The sequence below is a fragment of the Kitasatospora sp. NPDC090091 genome (genome assembly GCF_044747365.1).
GTDB lineage: Bacteria > Actinomycetota > Actinomycetes > Streptomycetales > Streptomycetaceae > Kitasatospora.
Genome location: NZ_JBIVDY010000023.1, coordinates 72,104 through 88,984, shown reverse-complemented (window position 1 = coordinate 88,984; position 16,881 = coordinate 72,104). Strand labels below are relative to the sequence as shown.

At 69.8% G+C, this 16,881-nt stretch carries 15 protein-coding genes and 1 pseudogene; 8 read left to right on the top strand and 8 right to left on the bottom strand.

Features of this window, described 5'->3' with window-relative positions:
- Positions 1-97 precede the first annotated feature (97 nt).
- Positions 98-865: an IclR family transcriptional regulator gene (locus ACIPSC_RS31515; RefSeq protein ID WP_400830731.1), complete on the bottom strand. Its 768-nt coding sequence runs from the start codon at positions 863-865 to the stop codon at positions 98-100.
- 74 nt (positions 866-939) lie between these two features.
- Between ACIPSC_RS31515 and ACIPSC_RS31510 the strand changes: the two genes are divergently transcribed.
- The gene (locus ACIPSC_RS31510) at positions 940-1,665 is read left to right on the top strand and encodes a substrate-binding domain-containing protein (RefSeq protein WP_400830727.1); all 726 of its coding nucleotides are present in this window, start codon (positions 940-942) and stop codon (positions 1,663-1,665) included.
- A 49-nt stretch (positions 1,666-1,714) separates the two neighbouring features.
- Here ACIPSC_RS31510 and ACIPSC_RS31505 read toward each other — a convergent pair whose 3' ends face one another.
- The gene (locus ACIPSC_RS31505; RefSeq protein ID WP_400830724.1) at positions 1,715-2,140 is read right to left on the bottom strand and encodes a MarR family winged helix-turn-helix transcriptional regulator; all 426 of its coding nucleotides are present in this window, start codon (positions 2,138-2,140) and stop codon (positions 1,715-1,717) included.
- 110 nt (positions 2,141-2,250) lie between these two features.
- On the opposite strand from ACIPSC_RS31505, the gene ACIPSC_RS31500 reads away from it, so the two are divergent.
- The 6 genes from ACIPSC_RS31500 to ACIPSC_RS31475 all read left to right on the top strand — a co-directional run bounded on the left by ACIPSC_RS31500 (position 2,251) and on the right by ACIPSC_RS31475 (position 9,823).
- Positions 2,251-3,045, top strand: a complete 795-nt coding sequence (locus ACIPSC_RS31500) for a crotonase/enoyl-CoA hydratase family protein (protein ID WP_400830720.1) — start codon at positions 2,251-2,253, stop codon at positions 3,043-3,045.
- Positions 3,042-5,006: an acetoacetate--CoA ligase gene (locus ACIPSC_RS31495; RefSeq protein ID WP_400830718.1), complete on the top strand. Its 1,965-nt coding sequence runs from the start codon at positions 3,042-3,044 to the stop codon at positions 5,004-5,006. Before ACIPSC_RS31500 ends, ACIPSC_RS31495 begins: the two co-directional genes overlap by 4 nt.
- A complete protein-coding gene (locus ACIPSC_RS31490) occupies positions 5,003-5,887 on the top strand; it encodes a 3-hydroxyacyl-CoA dehydrogenase NAD-binding domain-containing protein (RefSeq protein WP_400830715.1) in 885 nt (294 codons plus the stop codon). Before ACIPSC_RS31495 ends, ACIPSC_RS31490 begins: the two co-directional genes overlap by 4 nt.
- A gap of 8 nt (positions 5,888-5,895) precedes the next feature.
- The gene (locus ACIPSC_RS31485) at positions 5,896-6,756 is read left to right on the top strand and encodes an amidohydrolase family protein (RefSeq protein WP_400830712.1); all 861 of its coding nucleotides are present in this window, start codon (positions 5,896-5,898) and stop codon (positions 6,754-6,756) included.
- A 305-nt stretch (positions 6,757-7,061) separates the two neighbouring features.
- Positions 7,062-8,696, top strand: coding sequence for a M48 family metalloprotease (locus ACIPSC_RS31480; protein WP_400830710.1), 1,635 nt, complete (start codon positions 7,062-7,064; stop codon positions 8,694-8,696).
- A 32-nt stretch (positions 8,697-8,728) separates the two neighbouring features.
- A complete protein-coding gene (locus ACIPSC_RS31475; RefSeq protein ID WP_400830707.1) occupies positions 8,729-9,823 on the top strand; it encodes a hypothetical protein in 1,095 nt (364 codons plus the stop codon).
- A 141-nt stretch (positions 9,824-9,964) separates the two neighbouring features.
- Here the strand turns inward: ACIPSC_RS31475 and ACIPSC_RS31470 are convergent, their stop codons facing one another.
- The 5 genes and pseudogenes from ACIPSC_RS31470 to ACIPSC_RS31450 form a co-directional block, all read right to left on the bottom strand.
- Complete coding sequence (locus ACIPSC_RS31470) at positions 9,965-10,414, bottom strand: hypothetical protein (RefSeq protein ID WP_400830704.1); 450 nt, start codon at positions 10,412-10,414, stop codon at positions 9,965-9,967.
- Positions 10,415-10,487: 73 nt separating this feature from the next.
- Positions 10,488-10,724 carry a DUF6426 family protein gene (locus ACIPSC_RS31465; RefSeq protein ID WP_400830700.1) on the bottom strand — a complete coding sequence of 79 codons (237 nt, stop codon included), beginning with the start codon at positions 10,722-10,724 and terminating at the stop codon, positions 10,488-10,490.
- Between the two features lie 97 nt (positions 10,725-10,821).
- Positions 10,822-14,601: a CHAT domain-containing protein gene (locus tag ACIPSC_RS31460; protein WP_400830697.1), complete on the bottom strand. Its 3,780-nt coding sequence runs from the start codon at positions 14,599-14,601 to the stop codon at positions 10,822-10,824.
- A gap of 517 nt (positions 14,602-15,118) precedes the next feature.
- On the bottom strand, positions 15,119-15,895 hold the full coding sequence (locus ACIPSC_RS31455; protein WP_400830695.1) for a caspase domain-containing protein: 777 nt from the start codon (positions 15,893-15,895) through the stop codon (positions 15,119-15,121).
- Between the two features lie 251 nt (positions 15,896-16,146).
- Positions 16,147-16,326: pseudogene (locus tag ACIPSC_RS31450) on the bottom strand (IS256 family transposase); the annotation flags it as partial.
- A 178-nt stretch (positions 16,327-16,504) separates the two neighbouring features.
- Here ACIPSC_RS31450 and ACIPSC_RS31445 point away from each other — a divergent pair.
- Positions 16,505-16,654: a hypothetical protein gene (locus ACIPSC_RS31445; RefSeq protein ID WP_400830691.1), complete on the top strand. Its 150-nt coding sequence runs from the start codon at positions 16,505-16,507 to the stop codon at positions 16,652-16,654.
- Positions 16,655-16,683: 29 nt separating this feature from the next.
- Here the strand turns inward: ACIPSC_RS31445 and ACIPSC_RS31440 are convergent, their stop codons facing one another.
- On the bottom strand, positions 16,684-16,815 hold the full coding sequence (locus tag ACIPSC_RS31440; RefSeq protein ID WP_400830688.1) for a hypothetical protein: 132 nt from the start codon (positions 16,813-16,815) through the stop codon (positions 16,684-16,686).
- Between the last annotated feature and the right edge of the window lie 66 nt (positions 16,816-16,881).

Sequence of the window (16,881 nt, the reverse complement as noted above, 5' to 3'; positions counted from 1 at the left end):
TCCTGAGCGGGGCGCGGGGTTGGGAACACCCGAAGGCTGGCATCCGGTTCCTCGGCCGGTCGCCACCCTTTCCGTCAGGCGGAAGTCTCCCCGGGTTTCAGGGCGTCGTCCGGGCCCGCCGGCCGAGCTCCTCGGAGATCCCCTGCACAGCCCTCAGCAGCGGCTCGCGCAGCCCGCGCGCCCGGCTCGCGCCCCGCGCCGCGATGACGATCCCCAGGGCGGCGCTCACCGGGCCGGCCCGGCCGATGCGCACCGGCGCGGCCACCGCGACCGAGCGCTCCGAGAGCTGCCGGTCGCTGACGAAGACCTGCTCGCGGCGGATCCGGTCCAGCTGCGCCCGCAGCGCCTTCGGTTCGGTGACGGTGTGCGGGGTCCACGCCCGGAGCGGTGATCCGAGCACCTCCTCCTGGATCTCCCGGGGTGCGTGTGCCAGCAGCACCCGGCCCATCCCGGTGGAGCCGATGGGGAACCGCGACCCGACCATCGTGACCACCTCGACCGACCCGTGCCCCGCGATCCGTTCCACGAAGACCAGCTCCGTGCCTTCGCGCACCGCGAGCTGCACGTTCTCATGGGTCGCCTCGTAGAGGTCCTGCATGAACGGCAGTGCGGCATCACGCAGGATCTGGGTCCGGGGACACCCCGAGGCGATCTCCCACAGGCGCAGTCCGATGTGCCAGGACCCGTCCTCCGCGCGCTCGAGCGCTCCCCATCCCGCCAGCTCCGTGACCACGCGGTGCGCGGTGCTCAGGGCCAGGCCCGTACGCTGGGCGATCTCCGACAGTGTCTGCGACGGGTGTTCACGGTCGAAGGCTGCGAGGACCTCCAGGACCTTTCCGGCTGCCGTGCTCCGGGGTGTGATCATCCGGCCAGTCTCGCAGACCGGCGTCCAGCCGCCGTGGCGCGCGTCGTACCGTCTGCCGGATCCAAGGAGGCAATGTGAACCAGGTGATCTCCGGGCTGTCCTCGATGGCGACACGGTCGGTCCTGACCGACCTCTCCGAACTCGTCCGGCGCACCCACGGCATCCCCGTGCGCTTCGAATCCGCCGGTGGGGTCGACGTCGCACGGCGGGTGCGCGCGGGCGCCGGGGCCGATCTGCTCGTCCTCGCCGAGGGAGCACTGGCCGAACTGGAGGCGGAGGGGCACCTCTTGAGGGGCACGGTGCGCCCGCTGTGGGTCTCCCAGGTCGTCGCCGCCGTACCGGACGGAACGCCGCTGCCGGCACTCGACTCGGAACGCGACCTGCGAGGCGCTCTCCTGTCCGCGAGGAGGATCGCGTACTCCACCGGCCCCAGCGGGACGGCCCTGCTCGGACTCATCACCCGGCTGGGGCTCACCGGCACGCTCTCGGACCGGCTCGTCCGGGCGCCGGCGGGGGTGCCCGCCGGCAGCCTGCTCGCGTCCGGCCGGGCCGACCTGGCCTTCCAGCAGCGCAGCGAGCTGATGGACCTACCGGGTGTCGCCGTGGTCGGCCCGCTGCCGGGCGACACCGCGATCAACTCGGTCTTCGGCGGGGGTGTCCTGGCTTCGTCCGTCCGACCGGGCCGCGCCCGCGAGGTCCTCGACCTCCTCGGTTCCGACACGGCGTCGGGGATCGCCCGCGCCGGGGGCATGCAGGCGCTCGGGTACCGGGGCCGACCCGGCGCCCGCCGGCCCGTATGACGCAGGCCCTGCCGGATCGGCGGCCCCGGACCGATCCGCAGGACTGTGCTCAGCCGAGTGCTTCGCGGGCGCGGTTGAGGTAGGTGCGGAAGGCGGTGCGCTCCCGGGCCGTGAAGCCGGTGAGCATCTCGTCCTCCAGGCGCTGGACCGCCGGGGCGTAGTGGGCCAGCAGGGTGCGGCCGTCGTCGGTGAGGCTGATGACGTGGCGGCGCCGGCTCGCCGGGTCCGGGGACCGGGTGATGAGGTTCCGCCGCTCCAACGCGCCGACCAGGTCGGACATGGACTGCGGCGTGACGAAGGAGTTGCGGGCGAGCTCGGCCGAGGACATGCCGTCCCGGCGTTCGAGCACGGTCAGCGCGGTGTACTGGAGGGCGGTGACGCCCGAGGGCTTGAGCAGTTCGTCGAGCCGGGCCCGGGTGGCCAGCTCGACCTGCTTCACCGAGTACAGCAACGACGGCGGAGCGACGCCGGTCACAAGCCCTCCTCCATCATCAGGAAACCTGTCAAAAATTCTAGCCCACCCCCCTTGCCTGCCGGTGGCACACCCTTCGATACTCAGGATTCCTGATGATTGAGGAGCCCTCCTTGAGCACGCTTTCCATCGACCGCCGCGACGGAGTGGCGGTCCTGACACTGTGCCGCCCCGCCAAGCGCAACGCCCTCGACGACGCTACCGTGCTGGGCATCGAGAAGTTCTTCCGGCAGCCGGGCACCGACGTACGAGCCGTCGTCCTGGACGCCGAAGGTGACCACTTCTCGGCCGGGCTCGACCTCGGCGAGCTGACCGAACGCTCCACCGAGGAGGCTCTGGAGCACTCACTCATGTGGCACCGGGTCTTCGACACCATCGAGGGCGGGCGCGTCCCCGTGGTGGCCGCGCTGAAAGGCGCGGTGATCGGCGGCGGCCTGGAGCTGGCGGCCTCCGCGCACATCCGCGTGGCCGAGCCGTCCACGTTCTACGCGCTGCCCGAGGGGCAGCGCGGACTCTTCGTCGGCGGCGGCGGCTCGGTGCGGATCCCCCGGCTGATCGGCGCGCACCGGATGGCGGACATGATGCTCACCGGTCGTGTCCTCGACGCCTTCGAGGGCCAGGCCGCCGGCCTGTCGCAGTACCTGACCGAGGAGGGCGGGGCGCGCGCCAGGGCGCTGGAACTCGCGGAGCGGATCGCGGCCAACGCGCCGCTGACCAACTTCGCCGTCCTGCGGGCGCTCCCCCGGATCGCCGAGGCCTCGCCCGCCGGCGGCCTCCTGCTCGAATCCCTCATGTCGGCCGTCGCGGCCGGCAGCCGCGACGCCCAGGAGCGGATGCGGGCGTTCCTGGACGGCCGGGCCGCGAAGGTCGCCACCGGACAGGACCCCCGCGGAAGGGACGCACGATGAGCGAAATCCTCAGCACTCCCGGACCCGCCGTCAGGGACGAGTCGGAGATCGGGCGCTACCTCCGCTGGCTGGAGTCGGAGCGGCAGCTGAGCTTCCCGGACTACGACAGCCTGTGGCGGTGGTCCGTCACCGACCTCGCCGGCTTCTGGTCGTCGGTCTGGGAGTTCTTCGACGTCCGCGCGCACACTCCGCCCACGGCCCCCCTGGGCCGCAGGTCCATGCCGGACACCGAGTGGTTCCCCGGCGCGACCCTCAACTACGCCGAACACGCGCTCGGCCGCGAGGAGGACCTCGACGCCGTGGCGCTGGTCGCCCGCTCCCAGACCAGAGAGCCGGTCGAGCTGACCTTCGGCGAGCTCCGCGACCAGGTCGCGAGGGCCCGCGCCGGGCTGCTGCGCCTCGGCGTCCGCAAGGGCGACCGGGTCGTCGCCTACCTGCCGAACATCCCGGAGGCGCTGGTGGCCTTCCTCGCCACCGCAAGCCTCGGCGCGGTCTGGGCGGCCTGCGCACCGGAGTTCGGCCCGCGCAGCGTGGTCGACCGGTTCGCGCAGCTCGAACCGAAGGTGCTGCTGACCGTCGCCGGCTACCGCTACGGGGAGCGGGACGTCGACCGCCGCACCGAGGTGGCGGAGATCGCCTCCCGGCTGCCCACCGTGGAGCGGGTCGTCCACGTCCCGTACGGACCGAACGCCCTCCCCGACGCGCTCGGCTGGACGGAGCTGCTGGCCGAGCCGGCCGAACCGGCCTTCGAGCCCGTGCCGTTCGACCATCCACTGTTCGTGCTCTTCTCCTCCGGCACCACCGGCATCCCCAAGGCGATCGTCCACCGGCACGGCGGGATCCTCCTGGAGCACCTGAAGAACAACGCGCTGAGCTGGGACCTGAAGCCGGGCGACCGGATGCTCTGGTTCAGCACGACCGCCTGGATGCTGTGGAACACCCTGGTCTCGGCGCTGCTGGTCCGCGCCTCGATCGTCATGATCGACGGCAACCCCGTCCACCCCGACCTGCGGGAGCAGTGGCGGATCGCGGAGGAGACCGGGACGACGCTGATGGGCGTGAGCCCCGGCTACCTCATGGCCTGCCGCAAGGCCGGGATCCGGCCCGCCGAGGAGTTCGACCTGTCGCGGCTGCGGCAGCTCGGCGCGGCGGGCAGCCCGCTCGCCGCCGACGGCTTCCGCTGGGTGGCCGAGCAGTTCGGGGAGCGGGTCCTCCTGAACGTCGGCTGCGGCGGCACCGACGTCTGCACCGGCATCCTCCAGGGCAGCCCGCTCCAGAGCGTGCGCGCCGGAGAGATCTCCGGCCCCTGCCTCGGCGTCGCCGCGTACGCCTACGACAGCGAGGGCGTGCGGGTCGTCGGCGAGCTGGGCGAGCTGGTGATCACCGAGCCGATGCCGTCGATGCCCGTCGGCTTCTGGGGCGACACCGACGGCTCCCGTTACCGGGCCGCGTACTTCGAGGCGTACCCGGGCGTGTGGCGGCACGGCGACTGGGTGCGGTTCACGCCCGAGGGCCACTGCGTCGTCGCCGGACGCTCCGACGCCACCCTCAACCGGGGCGGGGTCCGGCTCGGCACCGCCGAGTTCTACGCCGTCGTCGAGGATCTGCCCGGGATCGAGGACAGTCTCGTCGTCCACATCGAGGACCCCGAGGGCGGCAACGGGGAACTGCTGCTCTTCGTCGCCGGCCCCGTGGAGCTGGACGACGGCTTCCGCGCGAGGATCGCCCGCGCCCTGCGGTCGGCACTGTCGCCGCGGCACGTCCCGGACGTCATCGAGCGGGTGCCCGCCGTCCCGCGCAACCGCACCGGCAAGAAGCTGGAGGTGCCGGTCAAGCGGATCCTCCTCGGCGCGCGTCCCGAATCCGTCGCCAGCACCGACGTCCTCGCCGACCCCCGTTCTCTGGACCCCTTCGTCGCGTACGCCGTCGGACGGGCCTCCGGGCACCGGGGCGCGTCGTGAGAGTCGCCGTCGTCGGCACCGGGGTCATCGGGGCCTCCTGGACCACGCTCCTCCTCTCGTACGGGCACGAGGTCGTCGCGAGCGATCCCGCGCCCGGAGCGGAGGAGCGGCTCCGGGCGGCCGTCACCGCCGACCAGGGCAGGCTGTCGTTCACCGCGGACCTCGCCGAGGCCGTCGCGGACGCCGACTTCGTCCAGGAGAACGGCCCGGAGCGTCCCGAGCTGAAGGACGAGGTCTTCGCCGTCCTCGACGCCGCGGCCCCGCCGGGGACGATCCTGGCGAGCAGCTCCTCCGGGCTGCTGCCGTCGCGGATCCAGCGGGCCTGTGCGGCCCATCCCGAGCGGGTCCTCGTGGGGCATCCGTTCAACCCGCCCCACCTCATCCCGTTGGTCGAGGTCGTGCCGGGCGAGCGGACCGGTGAAGCCGCCGTCGAGGAGGCCGTGGACTTCTACCGCAGCCTGGGCCGCCGTCCGGTCCGGCTGCACAGGGAACTGCCCGGCCACGTCGCGAACCGCCTCCAGGCCGCGCTGTGGCGGGAGGCATACTCCCTCGTCGAGCGGGGCGCGGCAAGCGTCGCCGACATCGACGCGGCCGTCGCCCACGGCCCCGGCCTGCGCTGGGCACTGCTCGGACCCTTCCTCAACCAGCACCTCTCGGGCGGTGCAGGCGGCATCGCGCACGTCCTGGAGCACCTCGGCCCACCCATGGAGGGGTGGTGGGCCGACCTCGGCACGCCGCGCCTCACGCCCGAACTGACGCTCGCGATCGTCGAAGGCGTCAACGACGAGCTCGCCGGGACCGCGGAGGCCGACCTCCGCGCGGAACGCGACGCCCTCCTCTCCCTCCTCCTCGACGCCAAGAACCGGACCGACCACCTGTGAGCACCTCGATGAACCCCGAAGATCCGATCGCCATCGACTTCCACGTCCACGTGGAGCAGGACGCCCACGGCCGTCTCGCGCTCGACGCGGAGCTGATGGACGCCTCGGCCGCCTACTTCAAGTCCGGCCAGGACCGCACGCCGACCGTGGAGCGCCTGGCCGCGTACTACCGCGAGCGCCGCATGGCCGCCGTGATCTTCACGGTGGACGCCACCACGGGCCTGGGCCATCCCGCCCTGTCCAGCGAGGAGATCGCCGCGGCGGCCGCCGCCCACCGCGACGTCCTCGTCCCGTTCGGCTCGGTCGACCCGCACCGGCCGGACGCCGTCGCCCGGGCCCGTTCGCTCGTCCTCGACCACGGCGTCCGCGGCTTCAAGTTCCACCCGAGCCTCCAGGCGTTCGCGCCCAACGCCCGTGAGCACTACCGGCTCTACGAGGCGATACAGGAACTGGACGTCCCCGCCCTGTTCCACACCGGCCAGACCGGGATCGGCGCAGGCCTGCCCGGTGGGCGCGGCATCAAACTGCGCTGGTCCGACCCGATGCTCCTGGACGACGTCGCCGCCGACTTCCCCGGCCTGACGATCGTCCTGGCGCACCCGTCCGTGCCCTGGCAGGACGAGGCGATCTCCATCGCCACGCACAAGGCCAACGTGTACATCGACCTGTCCGGGTGGTCGCCGAAGTACTTCCCACCGCAGCTCGTGAAGGCGGCCGGCTCCTTCCTCCGGCACAAGGTGCTGTTCGGATCGGACTTCCCCGTCGTCACGCCCGACCGCTGGCTGGCGGACTTCGACGCCCTCGGCATCAGGCCGGAAGTCCGCCCGCTGATCCTCAAGGAGAACGCCCTTCGCGTCCTCGGCCTCTGACCGCGGCCCGCCCCACCCCACGGAGCGCACGGAGCACCGGGGCCCGCGCGCCCCGCGGGCGGGGCCCCGGATCGAAAGCCGCAGGTCACGGACGGGAAACGGGTGGGGGATCGTCACCCCCGGCAGCTACCATGCTCACCTGCCGAACACACGTTCAGCAGCATCTCCGTTCCCCGGCGCCACCTCCCCCGTGGCGCTCCCCCGATGAAGGAACCCGCATGGGCGCGTCCCAGCCTGCCGCCGGCAGGCCCTCCTCCGGCCCGGGCACATCCGGCATGAGCACCTCCGGCCCGGGCACATCCGGCATGAGCACCTCCGCCAGAGCCCTGACGGCCGTCGCCATGCTCGCCGGCTTCTACCTGCTCGCCCTCGGCATCGTCGCCGCACTGATCGCCGTCGACGTCAGCCTCTACCTGGCCTCCGGCCAGCTGCGCCCGGCGCTGGTGAAGATCTGGGTCGTCAGCGCCGTCATCGCCTACCCCGTCGTCCGGGTCGTCTTCCTCACCCGCCACCGCCGGGACGAGGGCGAGCTGCCCGGACTGCCGGTCACCCGCGAGGAGCAGCCCGCACTCTGGGCCGTCGTCGACCGCATCTCCGAGCGCACCGGCGTCCGCGGCCCGGCCGAGATCCGGCTGATCCCCGAGGTCAACGCCGGTGTTCGGGAGGAGACCCGGCTCCTCGGCCTGCTGCCCGGCAAGCGGCACCTGGTCATCGGCGTCCCCCTGCTGATCGGCCTCACCGAGGCCGAGGTGGAGTCCGTCCTGGCCCACGAGTTCGGGCACTACAGCAACCAGGACGTCCGCCTCGCCGGCGTCACCATGGCCGGTCGCACCGCCCTCCTGCGCACCGTCGGCGGCCTGCACGAGCGCGCCGACGCCCACAAGGCCAAGGAGGCCGCCAAGCTGCAGACCAAGGCGGACAAGCGGCTCGCCAAGGGCCGCAAGCCCTCCTCCGAGGAGGCCACCGGCGGTGTCGACCGGGTGCTCGCCAAGATCTTCACCCAGTACGGCAAGCTCTACTTCCGCGTCTCCGAGGCGGTCGGCCGCCGCCAGGAGTACGCCGCCGACCTGGTCGCCGCCCGGCTGGCCGGACGCGACGCCACCGCCTCCGCGCTGCGCCGCATCCCCGCGCTCGATGCCGCACAGGACTTCTACCTCGGCCACTACGCCACCCTCGGCTGGGAGGCCGGCCTCCTGCCGCCCGCCGGTCAGCTGTACGGCGGCCTCGCCCACCTGCTGGCCGACCCCGAGCGCCGCAAGGAGCTCGACGCCATGGCGCTCGAACTGCCGGCGACCGAGCCCGATCCGTACGACTCGCACCCGCCGATCGACCGCCGGGTCGCGGCCGTCGAGGCGCTGCCCGACGACGGCCGCGGGGCCGGCAGCACCGCCCCCGCCCTCGGCCTGCTGCGCGACGCCGAGCAGGTCCTCGCCGCGCTGGAGGTCGTCAGCCTCGTCCCCGAGGCGGCGCGCAAGGAGCGCGTCGACTGGCCGGAGCTGGTGCACCGCTCGCTGCTCGCCGACTGCCGCGAGTCCACCCGCCCGCTGGGCGAGGCCCTGACCGCCCTCGGCCTGCCGCCCACCATCGGGGGCGCGCTGGACGCGATCGACGCCGGCCGCACCCGGGAGCTCGTCGAGCGGCTGCCGCTCAGCGACGAGGCCCGCGCCGCGACCGGCCGCGCCGCCCGCGAACTGGCGCGCCCGGTCCTGCGCGGCGCCCTCTCCCGGCTCGCCGTACTCGCCCTCGTCGACGCCGGCCTGACCCGCTGGGAGCTCTCCTGGTCCGGGCCGGCCCACCTGCGGCTGCCCGACGGCCTGGGCGACCGGCTCACCGCCTCCCTCGACGCGGCCTGCGCCGACACTCCGGACACCGCCGCCGTCCGCGCCCTGCTCGCCGAGGCCGGGCTCCCCGTCACCACGGCCGCCGTCACCGCCCCCTGACCCGGCCCCCTCCGAGATCCACAAGGTTTCCCATGTCAGCCCCCGTCATTGCCATCCTCGTCGGCGCCGTCGTCGTCGGCGCGCTCAAGCTGCTCACCTGGGTCCTCAACCGCTACACGGCCAAGAAGCAGGCCGAACTCGACGCCTGGCACGAGCTCGTCGTCACCGAGCACGGCATGCTGCCCGAGGACCGGCAGAACACCGACCGGGCCTGCGCCTCCCCCGAGCTCGACGCCGTGCGCGCCGCCGCCACCGGCGGCGACTGGCGCGCCTGCGCCGACCGGCTCGCCGCGGCCGGCCCCGACCGGGACCGGCGCCACCGCATCGTCGAGGAACTCGCCGACGTCGCCGCCGAGGAGGACGACTGGCTCCGGGCCTGGCGGGCCGACCGGCCGGGCGACCCGGACGCCGCCCTCGTCCACGCCGAAGCACTGGTGAAGCTGGCCTGGCGCCTGCGCGGCGCCGCGTACGCCGAGGACACCAGCGCCGAGCAGGCCGACGGCTTCCACCGCATGCTCACCGAGGCCCGCACCGCCGCCCGCGAGGCGCAGGAGCTCGCCCCGGAGGACCCGCTGCCGTGGACCACCGAGCTCTGGATCGCCCTCGGCCTCAACTACCCGCCGGCGGAGTTCGACCGGGTCTGGGCAGGGCTCACCGTCCGCGACCCGCATCTCTACCCGGCGCACTACGCCGCCGTGCAGTACAAGTCCGCCAAGTGGCACGGCTCCGAGGAGGAGGCCAACGCCTTCGCCGACCGCGCCGCGACCGACGCCCCGGAAGGCAGCCTGCTCGCCGGCATGCGACTGATCGCGCTCTTCGAGCACGAGCCGGACGAGAACGAGAGCGAGTACTGGTCCACCCCGTACGCGCGAGCGGCCGTGGACGCGGCCCGCCGCGCCGTCGACGCGGCCCCGGCCGACCACCCCCGGGCCGCGGAGATCCGCCACCTGCTCGCCTGGTGCTACACCATGACCGACCGGCCGGCCGAGGCGCTGGCCCAGTTCAAGCTGGTCGACGGCTACGTCGACGCGCTGCCCTGGCGCTACACGGATGAGCCGGCGGCGGTCTACTGCCGCATCCGGGCCATCGCCGCCCGTTTCGCCGCGAAGGAGCAGCAGGCCGCCTGAGCCGCACCCCCCAGCTCCACCGCACGGCCGCTCCCACCCCCGGGAGCGGCCGTGCGTTCTTCGGAACAAGCGCCTTCGGTAGCGGCCGGCACACCGACGGTGGCTCCGCCGTCGATCCGCTCCGCCGCGCCGGACTGCCGCTCAGCCCCTGAGACACGGGTCTGGCCGGTAGGGGGCGTCGAGCAGCTCGATGAGCTGCGGGAGGATCAGCGCTCCCGGAAGGCGGGGGTGGTCCGTGAGGATGCCCGCTCCGCGCAGGCGGTCGAGGGCCGGCCTGGGGTCGTGCGGGATACGCTCCCGCAGCCAGGCGGCCGAGACCGCCGGCGCGGCGCGGAACTGGGTGAGGACGGCCACGGCGGCGGGGTCGTCGGCCGCCTGCGCGACGGCGGCGTCGAGCAGCCGGCCGTAGGCCGTGACGGTGGAGGCCGAACGGCGGAACCCGTCCCGGGCAGTGATGTTGGGTCCCCAGCGATCAGCATGCGGTGCAGCTCGGCGAGTGGGGTCGGGGTTGGTCAGGTGCGTGCCGACGGTGGTCGTCAGCTCGGCCAGCGCGTCGAGCGCCCGTCGGCGGTCGACGCGCGGGACGGCCACGGCGTCGAGCGACGGGGCGACGGGGCGACGGGGAGGACCCGTCGCACCGCCGTCGTGGTGGAACGGTCGGGCATCAGTCGCAGGTGGTGAACGCCACGGCACCGGTCGGCTTGGTGACGTTCACGTAGTCCGTGGTGTACACGCCGAGGGCCTGCGTCGTGATCGCGTAGGTCACGGTCTGGTACTCCACGTCCAGCGCCCAGGTCTTCCCCGGGTCGATCGTGATCTCCAAGCTGTAGGTGCGGGTGATCGAGGTGTTGATCTCGGCGCCGAGGCTTGATGAGGATTCGCGAAAACCAAAGAGCCCCATCAACGCGCCGCGGTCGGGGCAAGCCAGCGCCTCGACGAAGGCACACGAGGATGCAGATGCAGGGTCGTCACTATTGTAGTGGACGGCCTCTTGCCCGTTAATGCCGGTGCTGAGCGGCCTGGATCAGCAAAGAGTAGAGGCCAATGGGCATCTCATGCGCGAAAGGGCCGTCTGGGTCAGCCAGTGCGGCGCTTAGTCCAGGAACGCTGCGAAATGTGATCACGAGGTCCGCAAGCCAGTACGCCTCTCCCGTCCCCCTTCCGTCATTGGGAGGTCGAACGGTGATATGGCAGCCGTCTGGCCTGAACTGGATCGCTGTGTCTGATCTCGCCCCCGCACGAGGTGCACACTGCACGGATGTGGGGACCAGGCCCGGCGCGAGAATGACCTCGACGTCGTGGAGCACACTCAGGCTTCCCCACATCTCACGATAAAGGTAGGTTCCTCGCCCATCTGTAGGCAGCGGTTGGTATTCGCTCTGGCGCAGGGTTACCGGATGTCCCTCACGCAGTTCGTAGATCGCGACCCCTGCCACGAGGGCAACTCCCGGCTGGGGCTCCGGTTCGCCAGGGAACGGCAGGCATCCATAGATCACCGGCGGGATCGCAGGAGTGTCGGCTGAGTTTTGATCACGCGCGGTCGTAACGGTGAAGGTAGCTGTGCCGTCGGAGGTCACCCACACTCTTGCGGCGCGACGCAGTAAGCCGTGTGCGGCAAGGACCTTGACCGCCGCTTCATTACGAGGATGGCGGGCATATGAGAGTAGTTCCCAGTCGGCATCTTCATGGTCGCCCGGCCAGGACTGCAAGGCGTAGTAAGCCCGCAGTGCCTGCCGGTACCAGCGGCGTTCGGCAAAGCCCCGCCACAACGACGTCGTATTCTCGTAAGCCCACTCTGGTCCGCCTCCTAGTTGCTGAGCCAGTCTGGAGCGCCCACGCAGGATCGCGCCCAGGCGCTTGGAGCATTCGAGGAAGTCTTCGAGGTGGCGGGTGCGGCCATCGTCGTAGGCGTCTAGAGCGGCGGCCGCGGCGTGGAGATAGCTGCGAGCCGCGGCATCTGGAAGATGTGCGCGGTCGAGGGCCGCACCGTCTGCGAGGGACTGCCGCACGGCCCTGGCATGATCACCCGCGTCGTGGTACCACCGGGCGAGATCAGGCAGATGGCGGGCGGGTGCCGGGCTGGCGATATCGAGGCACGCGGCAATCTCATCGCGCAACCGGGCGGCGGCAGCATAGTCTCCGCGGGCGGCTCGATAACATGCACCCGCACCCAGCAGGTCACACCGGTACTGGAGGCGGGCATTTTCGGGTTCAATGGAGTCGGTCCGGGCCAAGGCTCGAGGAAGAAATCGGGGGGTCAGAACGACACCGCTTCGGCTGGCGTGACGCAACATGTTTGCTGCGGTGATCGAGGCGTTGCGCCAATCGCGGTGGCGCACCTGCTCCAGCAGGGCTTCCTGATACTGCGTCAGGGACTCGTCGCCGAGGCCGGCCTGCTGACGTAGCGTCTCGGCGAGGTTGGAGGTGGCATTGGCTCGGCGGTCCGATCCGCCCGGTGCAAGGTCACGCGCGGCTTCGAAGAATGGCGCTGCGCGTCCTGGCTCGCCCAGTTGGAGTAGCGCGACTCCGAACCGGTTAGCCAGTTCTGATTTGTTCACAGCCTGGCCGAGAAGATCGATGGTGGCTGCCCGGTCGCTTCCTTCCGCGGGCCCCTCCTGGCTGCTCCAGGCGACCGTGAATCGTTGGATGATGCCTGTGCGAATCCGGCTGATCAGGGCCTCATCGGTGATCGACCCATCAGGCGACTTGTCAGGTGGTGTGGTGACCAACAAGGCTGCGATTTGCAGCCACCAGCGAGCCTCGTGACGTGTTTCGGGACGGTCAAACTCAGCAAGCGTGCGTACAAAGGGGAGCACATCCTCCAGCACGAAGGACGCCGAGAGTCTGATCATCCCCATCTCGCCGAGTGAGCCTTCGGTCCTCTCGCTGCGCCCCATGTGTTCGTCGTGCCGTTGTTCCCAGTTCACCAGTTCATGCAGAGCCCGGTGGAGCGGATCGCTCATCTGCATGGCCAGCGCCGGTTGATGTTCGCGGGCAGATACATGGAGCAGAGTACGGCCGAATGCGACGTCGGCCCGGGCAAGCAGGAAGTCGATGTCCAGAACTGAGATCTCCGCTAACGGTGGCGGCAGATGCTTGGGCAGTTCGCCGGAGACGAGGAGCGCGGTAAAGCGCTCGCGCAAAGCCGCGGTTGCCGCTCTATGGAGGGTTGCAGCGGCTTGAGGTCGGCGGTCCTCCGCGATCGCTTCCAGTGCGCCGTACAGGGTTGGCAGCGCCTTGGAGAGCATGGTGAGCGTTTCATCCGAGTCGAGGGCTGGCCTTGCGTGGAAGGCCGTGCCGGGCAGACCGATGAACACATAGGCTGCCCGTGTAGCGAGATCGTCCGGGTGCCTAGTTCGGGAGGTTCTCACCGATCGGCTCAGCAGTGTGGCGATGTCGGGCTCTTCCGGGTCGTGCAGATGCTCGCCCATAGTGGCAGCAATCCGGGCGGCGACTTCGTCGGCGACCGGCCAAAGGGTGCCGATGACGGCACGTGCGCCGGCCGTGACGAACGCCTGGCCCGTGGTCGCCCAACTGCTACATGAGTTGTTGAAAACCACCGGATTCCCGCGTAGTCGCCACGTGCGGATCAGCGCTTCGGGGATGTTTTCGTTGGTGCTGTCCTGGAAGTAGTCGTCCTGGCCATGGGCGATCAAGAGTACGAGGTCGGTGTCCAGGTGTCGCAGCACCGATTCCAGCACCTCGCACAGCGCTCCGCGGTTGGCGAGGACCAGCGGGTAGGACAGACCGGCTGCGAGTCGGTCGGCGTAGACGTGGCCTTCGGTGTCCACCACCGTACCGAGGGCATCGAAGACGAGACCAAACGACACGGCCGGGGCGCGTTCCAGGGATCCGTTCAGCAGCCGGGGAATGAGCACGGAGCCAAGATGCCCGGGTAGATGTGCCAGTCCGTAGCGGTCCAGCCAGTGCTCGGTTCCTGAGGCGGTGTGCGGCAGCGGCGTCAGATGCAGAGGCAACCAGCGGGTGAAGACTGTCAGCGTGGCCGCGTTCGGCTTGCGAAGCTCCGGCGGGACAGCCGCCGCCGCATAGTTCTCCAGCAACGGCACCCCGGCAGCCCCCTCCGGAAATCCGCTCACTGGTTCCTGCGCAGCGACTTCGGCGATGAACGCGATAGGGCAGCAACGTACATCTACATAGCCCACTGCCTGGCAGACCAGGAGATCCTCCGTCGAGTTCTCGCATACCACGAGTTCCTCATACTGCTCGCCTGTGCGGGAAAACGTCTGGCTGATGTCGCTGGGCGGTGGCAGAACCTTGCCGACCAGATCCGCGAGCCGCCACGACCGCAAACTCGTGGCGTCGCTGGCAGTGAGCTGCAGTCTGTCATCGACTGCGGGATCAAGAGTGAGGTTCGCACCGAGTGTCACGGCAAGGTACAAGGCCGGACCATAAGCCTGCGGACAGTCCGGAGCGGTCAGCGTGGTACTGAGGCACGGTCGGCCCAACATTTCGGCCGCCTCGACCGAGGAACTGCGGACTCGGTCGGCACGGACGAAGTCAACTCCCAGTTGCTCAAGAGCGGGAACGAAATCTAGGCCAACACCGACCACGGTCGTCCCGGGCGGCCTGCCGACGAGCAGGAAAGAAGCGGTGCCCCAGTCGGCCCACTGTTCTGCGCTGACGACGAAGCAGGGGACAAATCCTCGGCCGCACGCCGCCCGGATGAGTAACGCGTCGCGCTCCCAACCCTTCGCCGCGACGATCACGATGTCCTGCAGGCGTTGAAGAGCCAGCACGCTCTCGATGAGCAACGTCACGCGCCCACTGGTATGCCCCGTCTCCACAGTGCAGGCCGAGCCGTCCCAAGACCAGGACAAGTCGCTCATGACTGTGACCCGCAAGCCGTGCTGCAGCTGGAACGTGTTCCCTTCTTGCCCCTCACTTGCCCAGCGCAAGCTGTAGCGGACGCGTTCGGGAAGCTCGATGGTAAGGAGTACCGCACTGTAGCCGGGGCGGTCTGACGCCACTACTTGGTAGACCAGGCCACGACCGAAACCCATTGGGTGTATTCGGTACCCCTGTCCTGTTACCGAAAGAGCCTGGCCTCCGACTGAAATCGACTGCATCCGATCAGGTCCGCCGATGGGCATCCTGAAGGAGAATCGGGCAGGTACACGCAATGGCTCAGCAAGGTCCACCATCGGTTCCTCGAAGAGTCCCACTACTGGCTTCCCACGGGCCCGGTCGCATACCCCGGCAATGAAGCCATTCTTGGTGATCAGGTAAATATGGTTGTACTCACCGAAGTGACCTATCGCCGTACTCATCGCGCTTTCACCACAGATAAGGGATCTCGGCAAGAACTGATCGACCGTTGATTACCGGTACCTGCCGGCCTTCGGTATGGGTCCGCACGGCACGAGCGACACTCTCGTACCAGGAGTGGAGTCCAATGGTGGTCAGGACCTGCCGAGGACCGGCCGGCTCCTGCATCACGTAGTGGGTGAAGATTCCGTGGCCGAGCTCCCGGTCTTCACGTGCCACCTGGTCGTCATCGCAGGCGCCGATCATGACCCGACCTTCCCCCAAGTCAAGGGCTTGAAGAGAAATTGGTCCGGTGTCCCGGAAATCCGACCGCTGCTGTCGAAGGTGAGGCCCTTCAAAAGTACGACCACCTGCTCGTCCACTGAAACAGGCATCGATGAGCGAGAGGATCAGTTTCGGTCCTATGATACGTTCAAACCATCGGGGCAGTTCGCGCTCCATATCAACGCCAGTTGCGTAGATGCTGTCGTACTCAGTGTCATGGAGCACGAGATAGCGTGAGGCGCGGTCGGGCCCGCAGCCGGTCTCAGGACTTCCGTGCCCCGCAAAATACAGGAGCACCACATCCTCGGGTTCGGTGGCGAGACGCGGGACCGTCTCACCGATGGCCACCATCACGTTGCGCTTTGTAGCGTCCTCGTCAAGCAGGACATGCATGCGGCGCTCGGCCGGATGCACCCGCTTAATGAGCTGTGCCATGGCCTCTGCGTCAGCGCGAGCGCAGTGCAAGTCTGCGATCGATGGATCGCGGTATCTATCGATGCCGACGATCACGGCATGAAGCACTTCACATCATCCTCCCCGAAGGACACAAGAAGCACCTCAGTAGGCTGCCTCAGCCGACCGTCGAGTGCTCCCTGCGATCATGCGAGTCAACTGCGGAAGATCTACACGCACGAGCCTGCACCTCACCCGAATGAGTGAACCGGCGTCAATGGGGCCGGGCCAGCTCGTTCTCTCGAAGTGCCCCACCTCTGTCTTATACCCGCCTGCCACCGGGTCTGTCCAATGAAACGGTATAACTCGGTTGGGTTGAGTCAGCGGCGGCCGGCGGAGAGTCGGCCGTCGAAGGCGATCTCGAAGGCGTTGAGTGCGGCCTTCCAGCGGGTCATCCAGCGTTTGCGTCCGGTCCCGGTCGGGTCGAGGGACAAGATCGCCATGTAGACGCACTTCAACGCTGCCTGCTCGTTCGGGAAGTGCCCGCGCGAGCTGATCGCGGTCACGCCTGACGGCGGCCTGAGCTTCACCCTGCTGCAAACCCGCTCCGGGAAGGGTCCGCGTCCAGGCACCGGGTTCGCACTCCAGCTGGCGGCGTTCGATCTCCTGGCGCTGGACGACATCGACACGCGCCCGTTCCCGTACAGGGCGCTCGGCTACCCACACAGAGGCAAGGCCGTGAAGGTCGTCGTGGAGGACACCCACTTCCGGGTCGTCCACGACGGCGAGGAACTGGCCGTCCACCCCCGCACCACCGACAAGCCCGTCACCCGAATCAAGGCATGGCCCAGCCGCCAGTCCCGCCACAAGCCGTCAAGCGACTCCTGAGAACGGAACGTCAAACATGTCCTGAGCCCTCACACATCAGCAACCGGTTCTTCCCCGGTCGCCAGCGCCGAGGCGATCGCCCGCGCGATCCCCCGGGCACGGCTGCTCGTCCTCGACGACGCTGCCACCGCGATCCCCGGTGCGGCGATCGACGAGGTCACCGAGGCGATGCTCGCGCTCGGGTAGCCGACAACCGGTCTTCGGACTCCGTCGCCTCGTGTCGTGCG

Bases quoted from the DNA above. Each gene is read 5' to 3' on its own strand.
- ACIPSC_RS31480 (WP_400830710.1), top strand. From the start codon at position 7,062: ATGAGCACCTCCGCCAGAGCCCTGACGGCCGTCGCCATGCTCGCCGGC.
- ACIPSC_RS31495 (WP_400830718.1), top strand. From the start codon at position 3,042: ATGAGCGAAATCCTCAGCACTCCCGGACCCGCCGTCAGGGACGAGTCG.
- ACIPSC_RS31515 (WP_400830731.1), bottom strand. From the start codon at position 865: ATGATCACACCCCGGAGCACGGCAGCCGGAAAGGTCCTGGAGGTCCTC.
- ACIPSC_RS31475 (WP_400830707.1), top strand. From the start codon at position 8,729: ATGTCAGCCCCCGTCATTGCCATCCTCGTCGGCGCCGTCGTCGTCGGC.
- ACIPSC_RS31465 (WP_400830700.1), bottom strand. From the start codon at position 10,724: ATGGGGCTCTTTGGTTTTCGCGAATCCTCATCAAGCCTCGGCGCCGAG.
- ACIPSC_RS31485 (WP_400830712.1), top strand. From the start codon at position 5,896: ATGAACCCCGAAGATCCGATCGCCATCGACTTCCACGTCCACGTGGAG.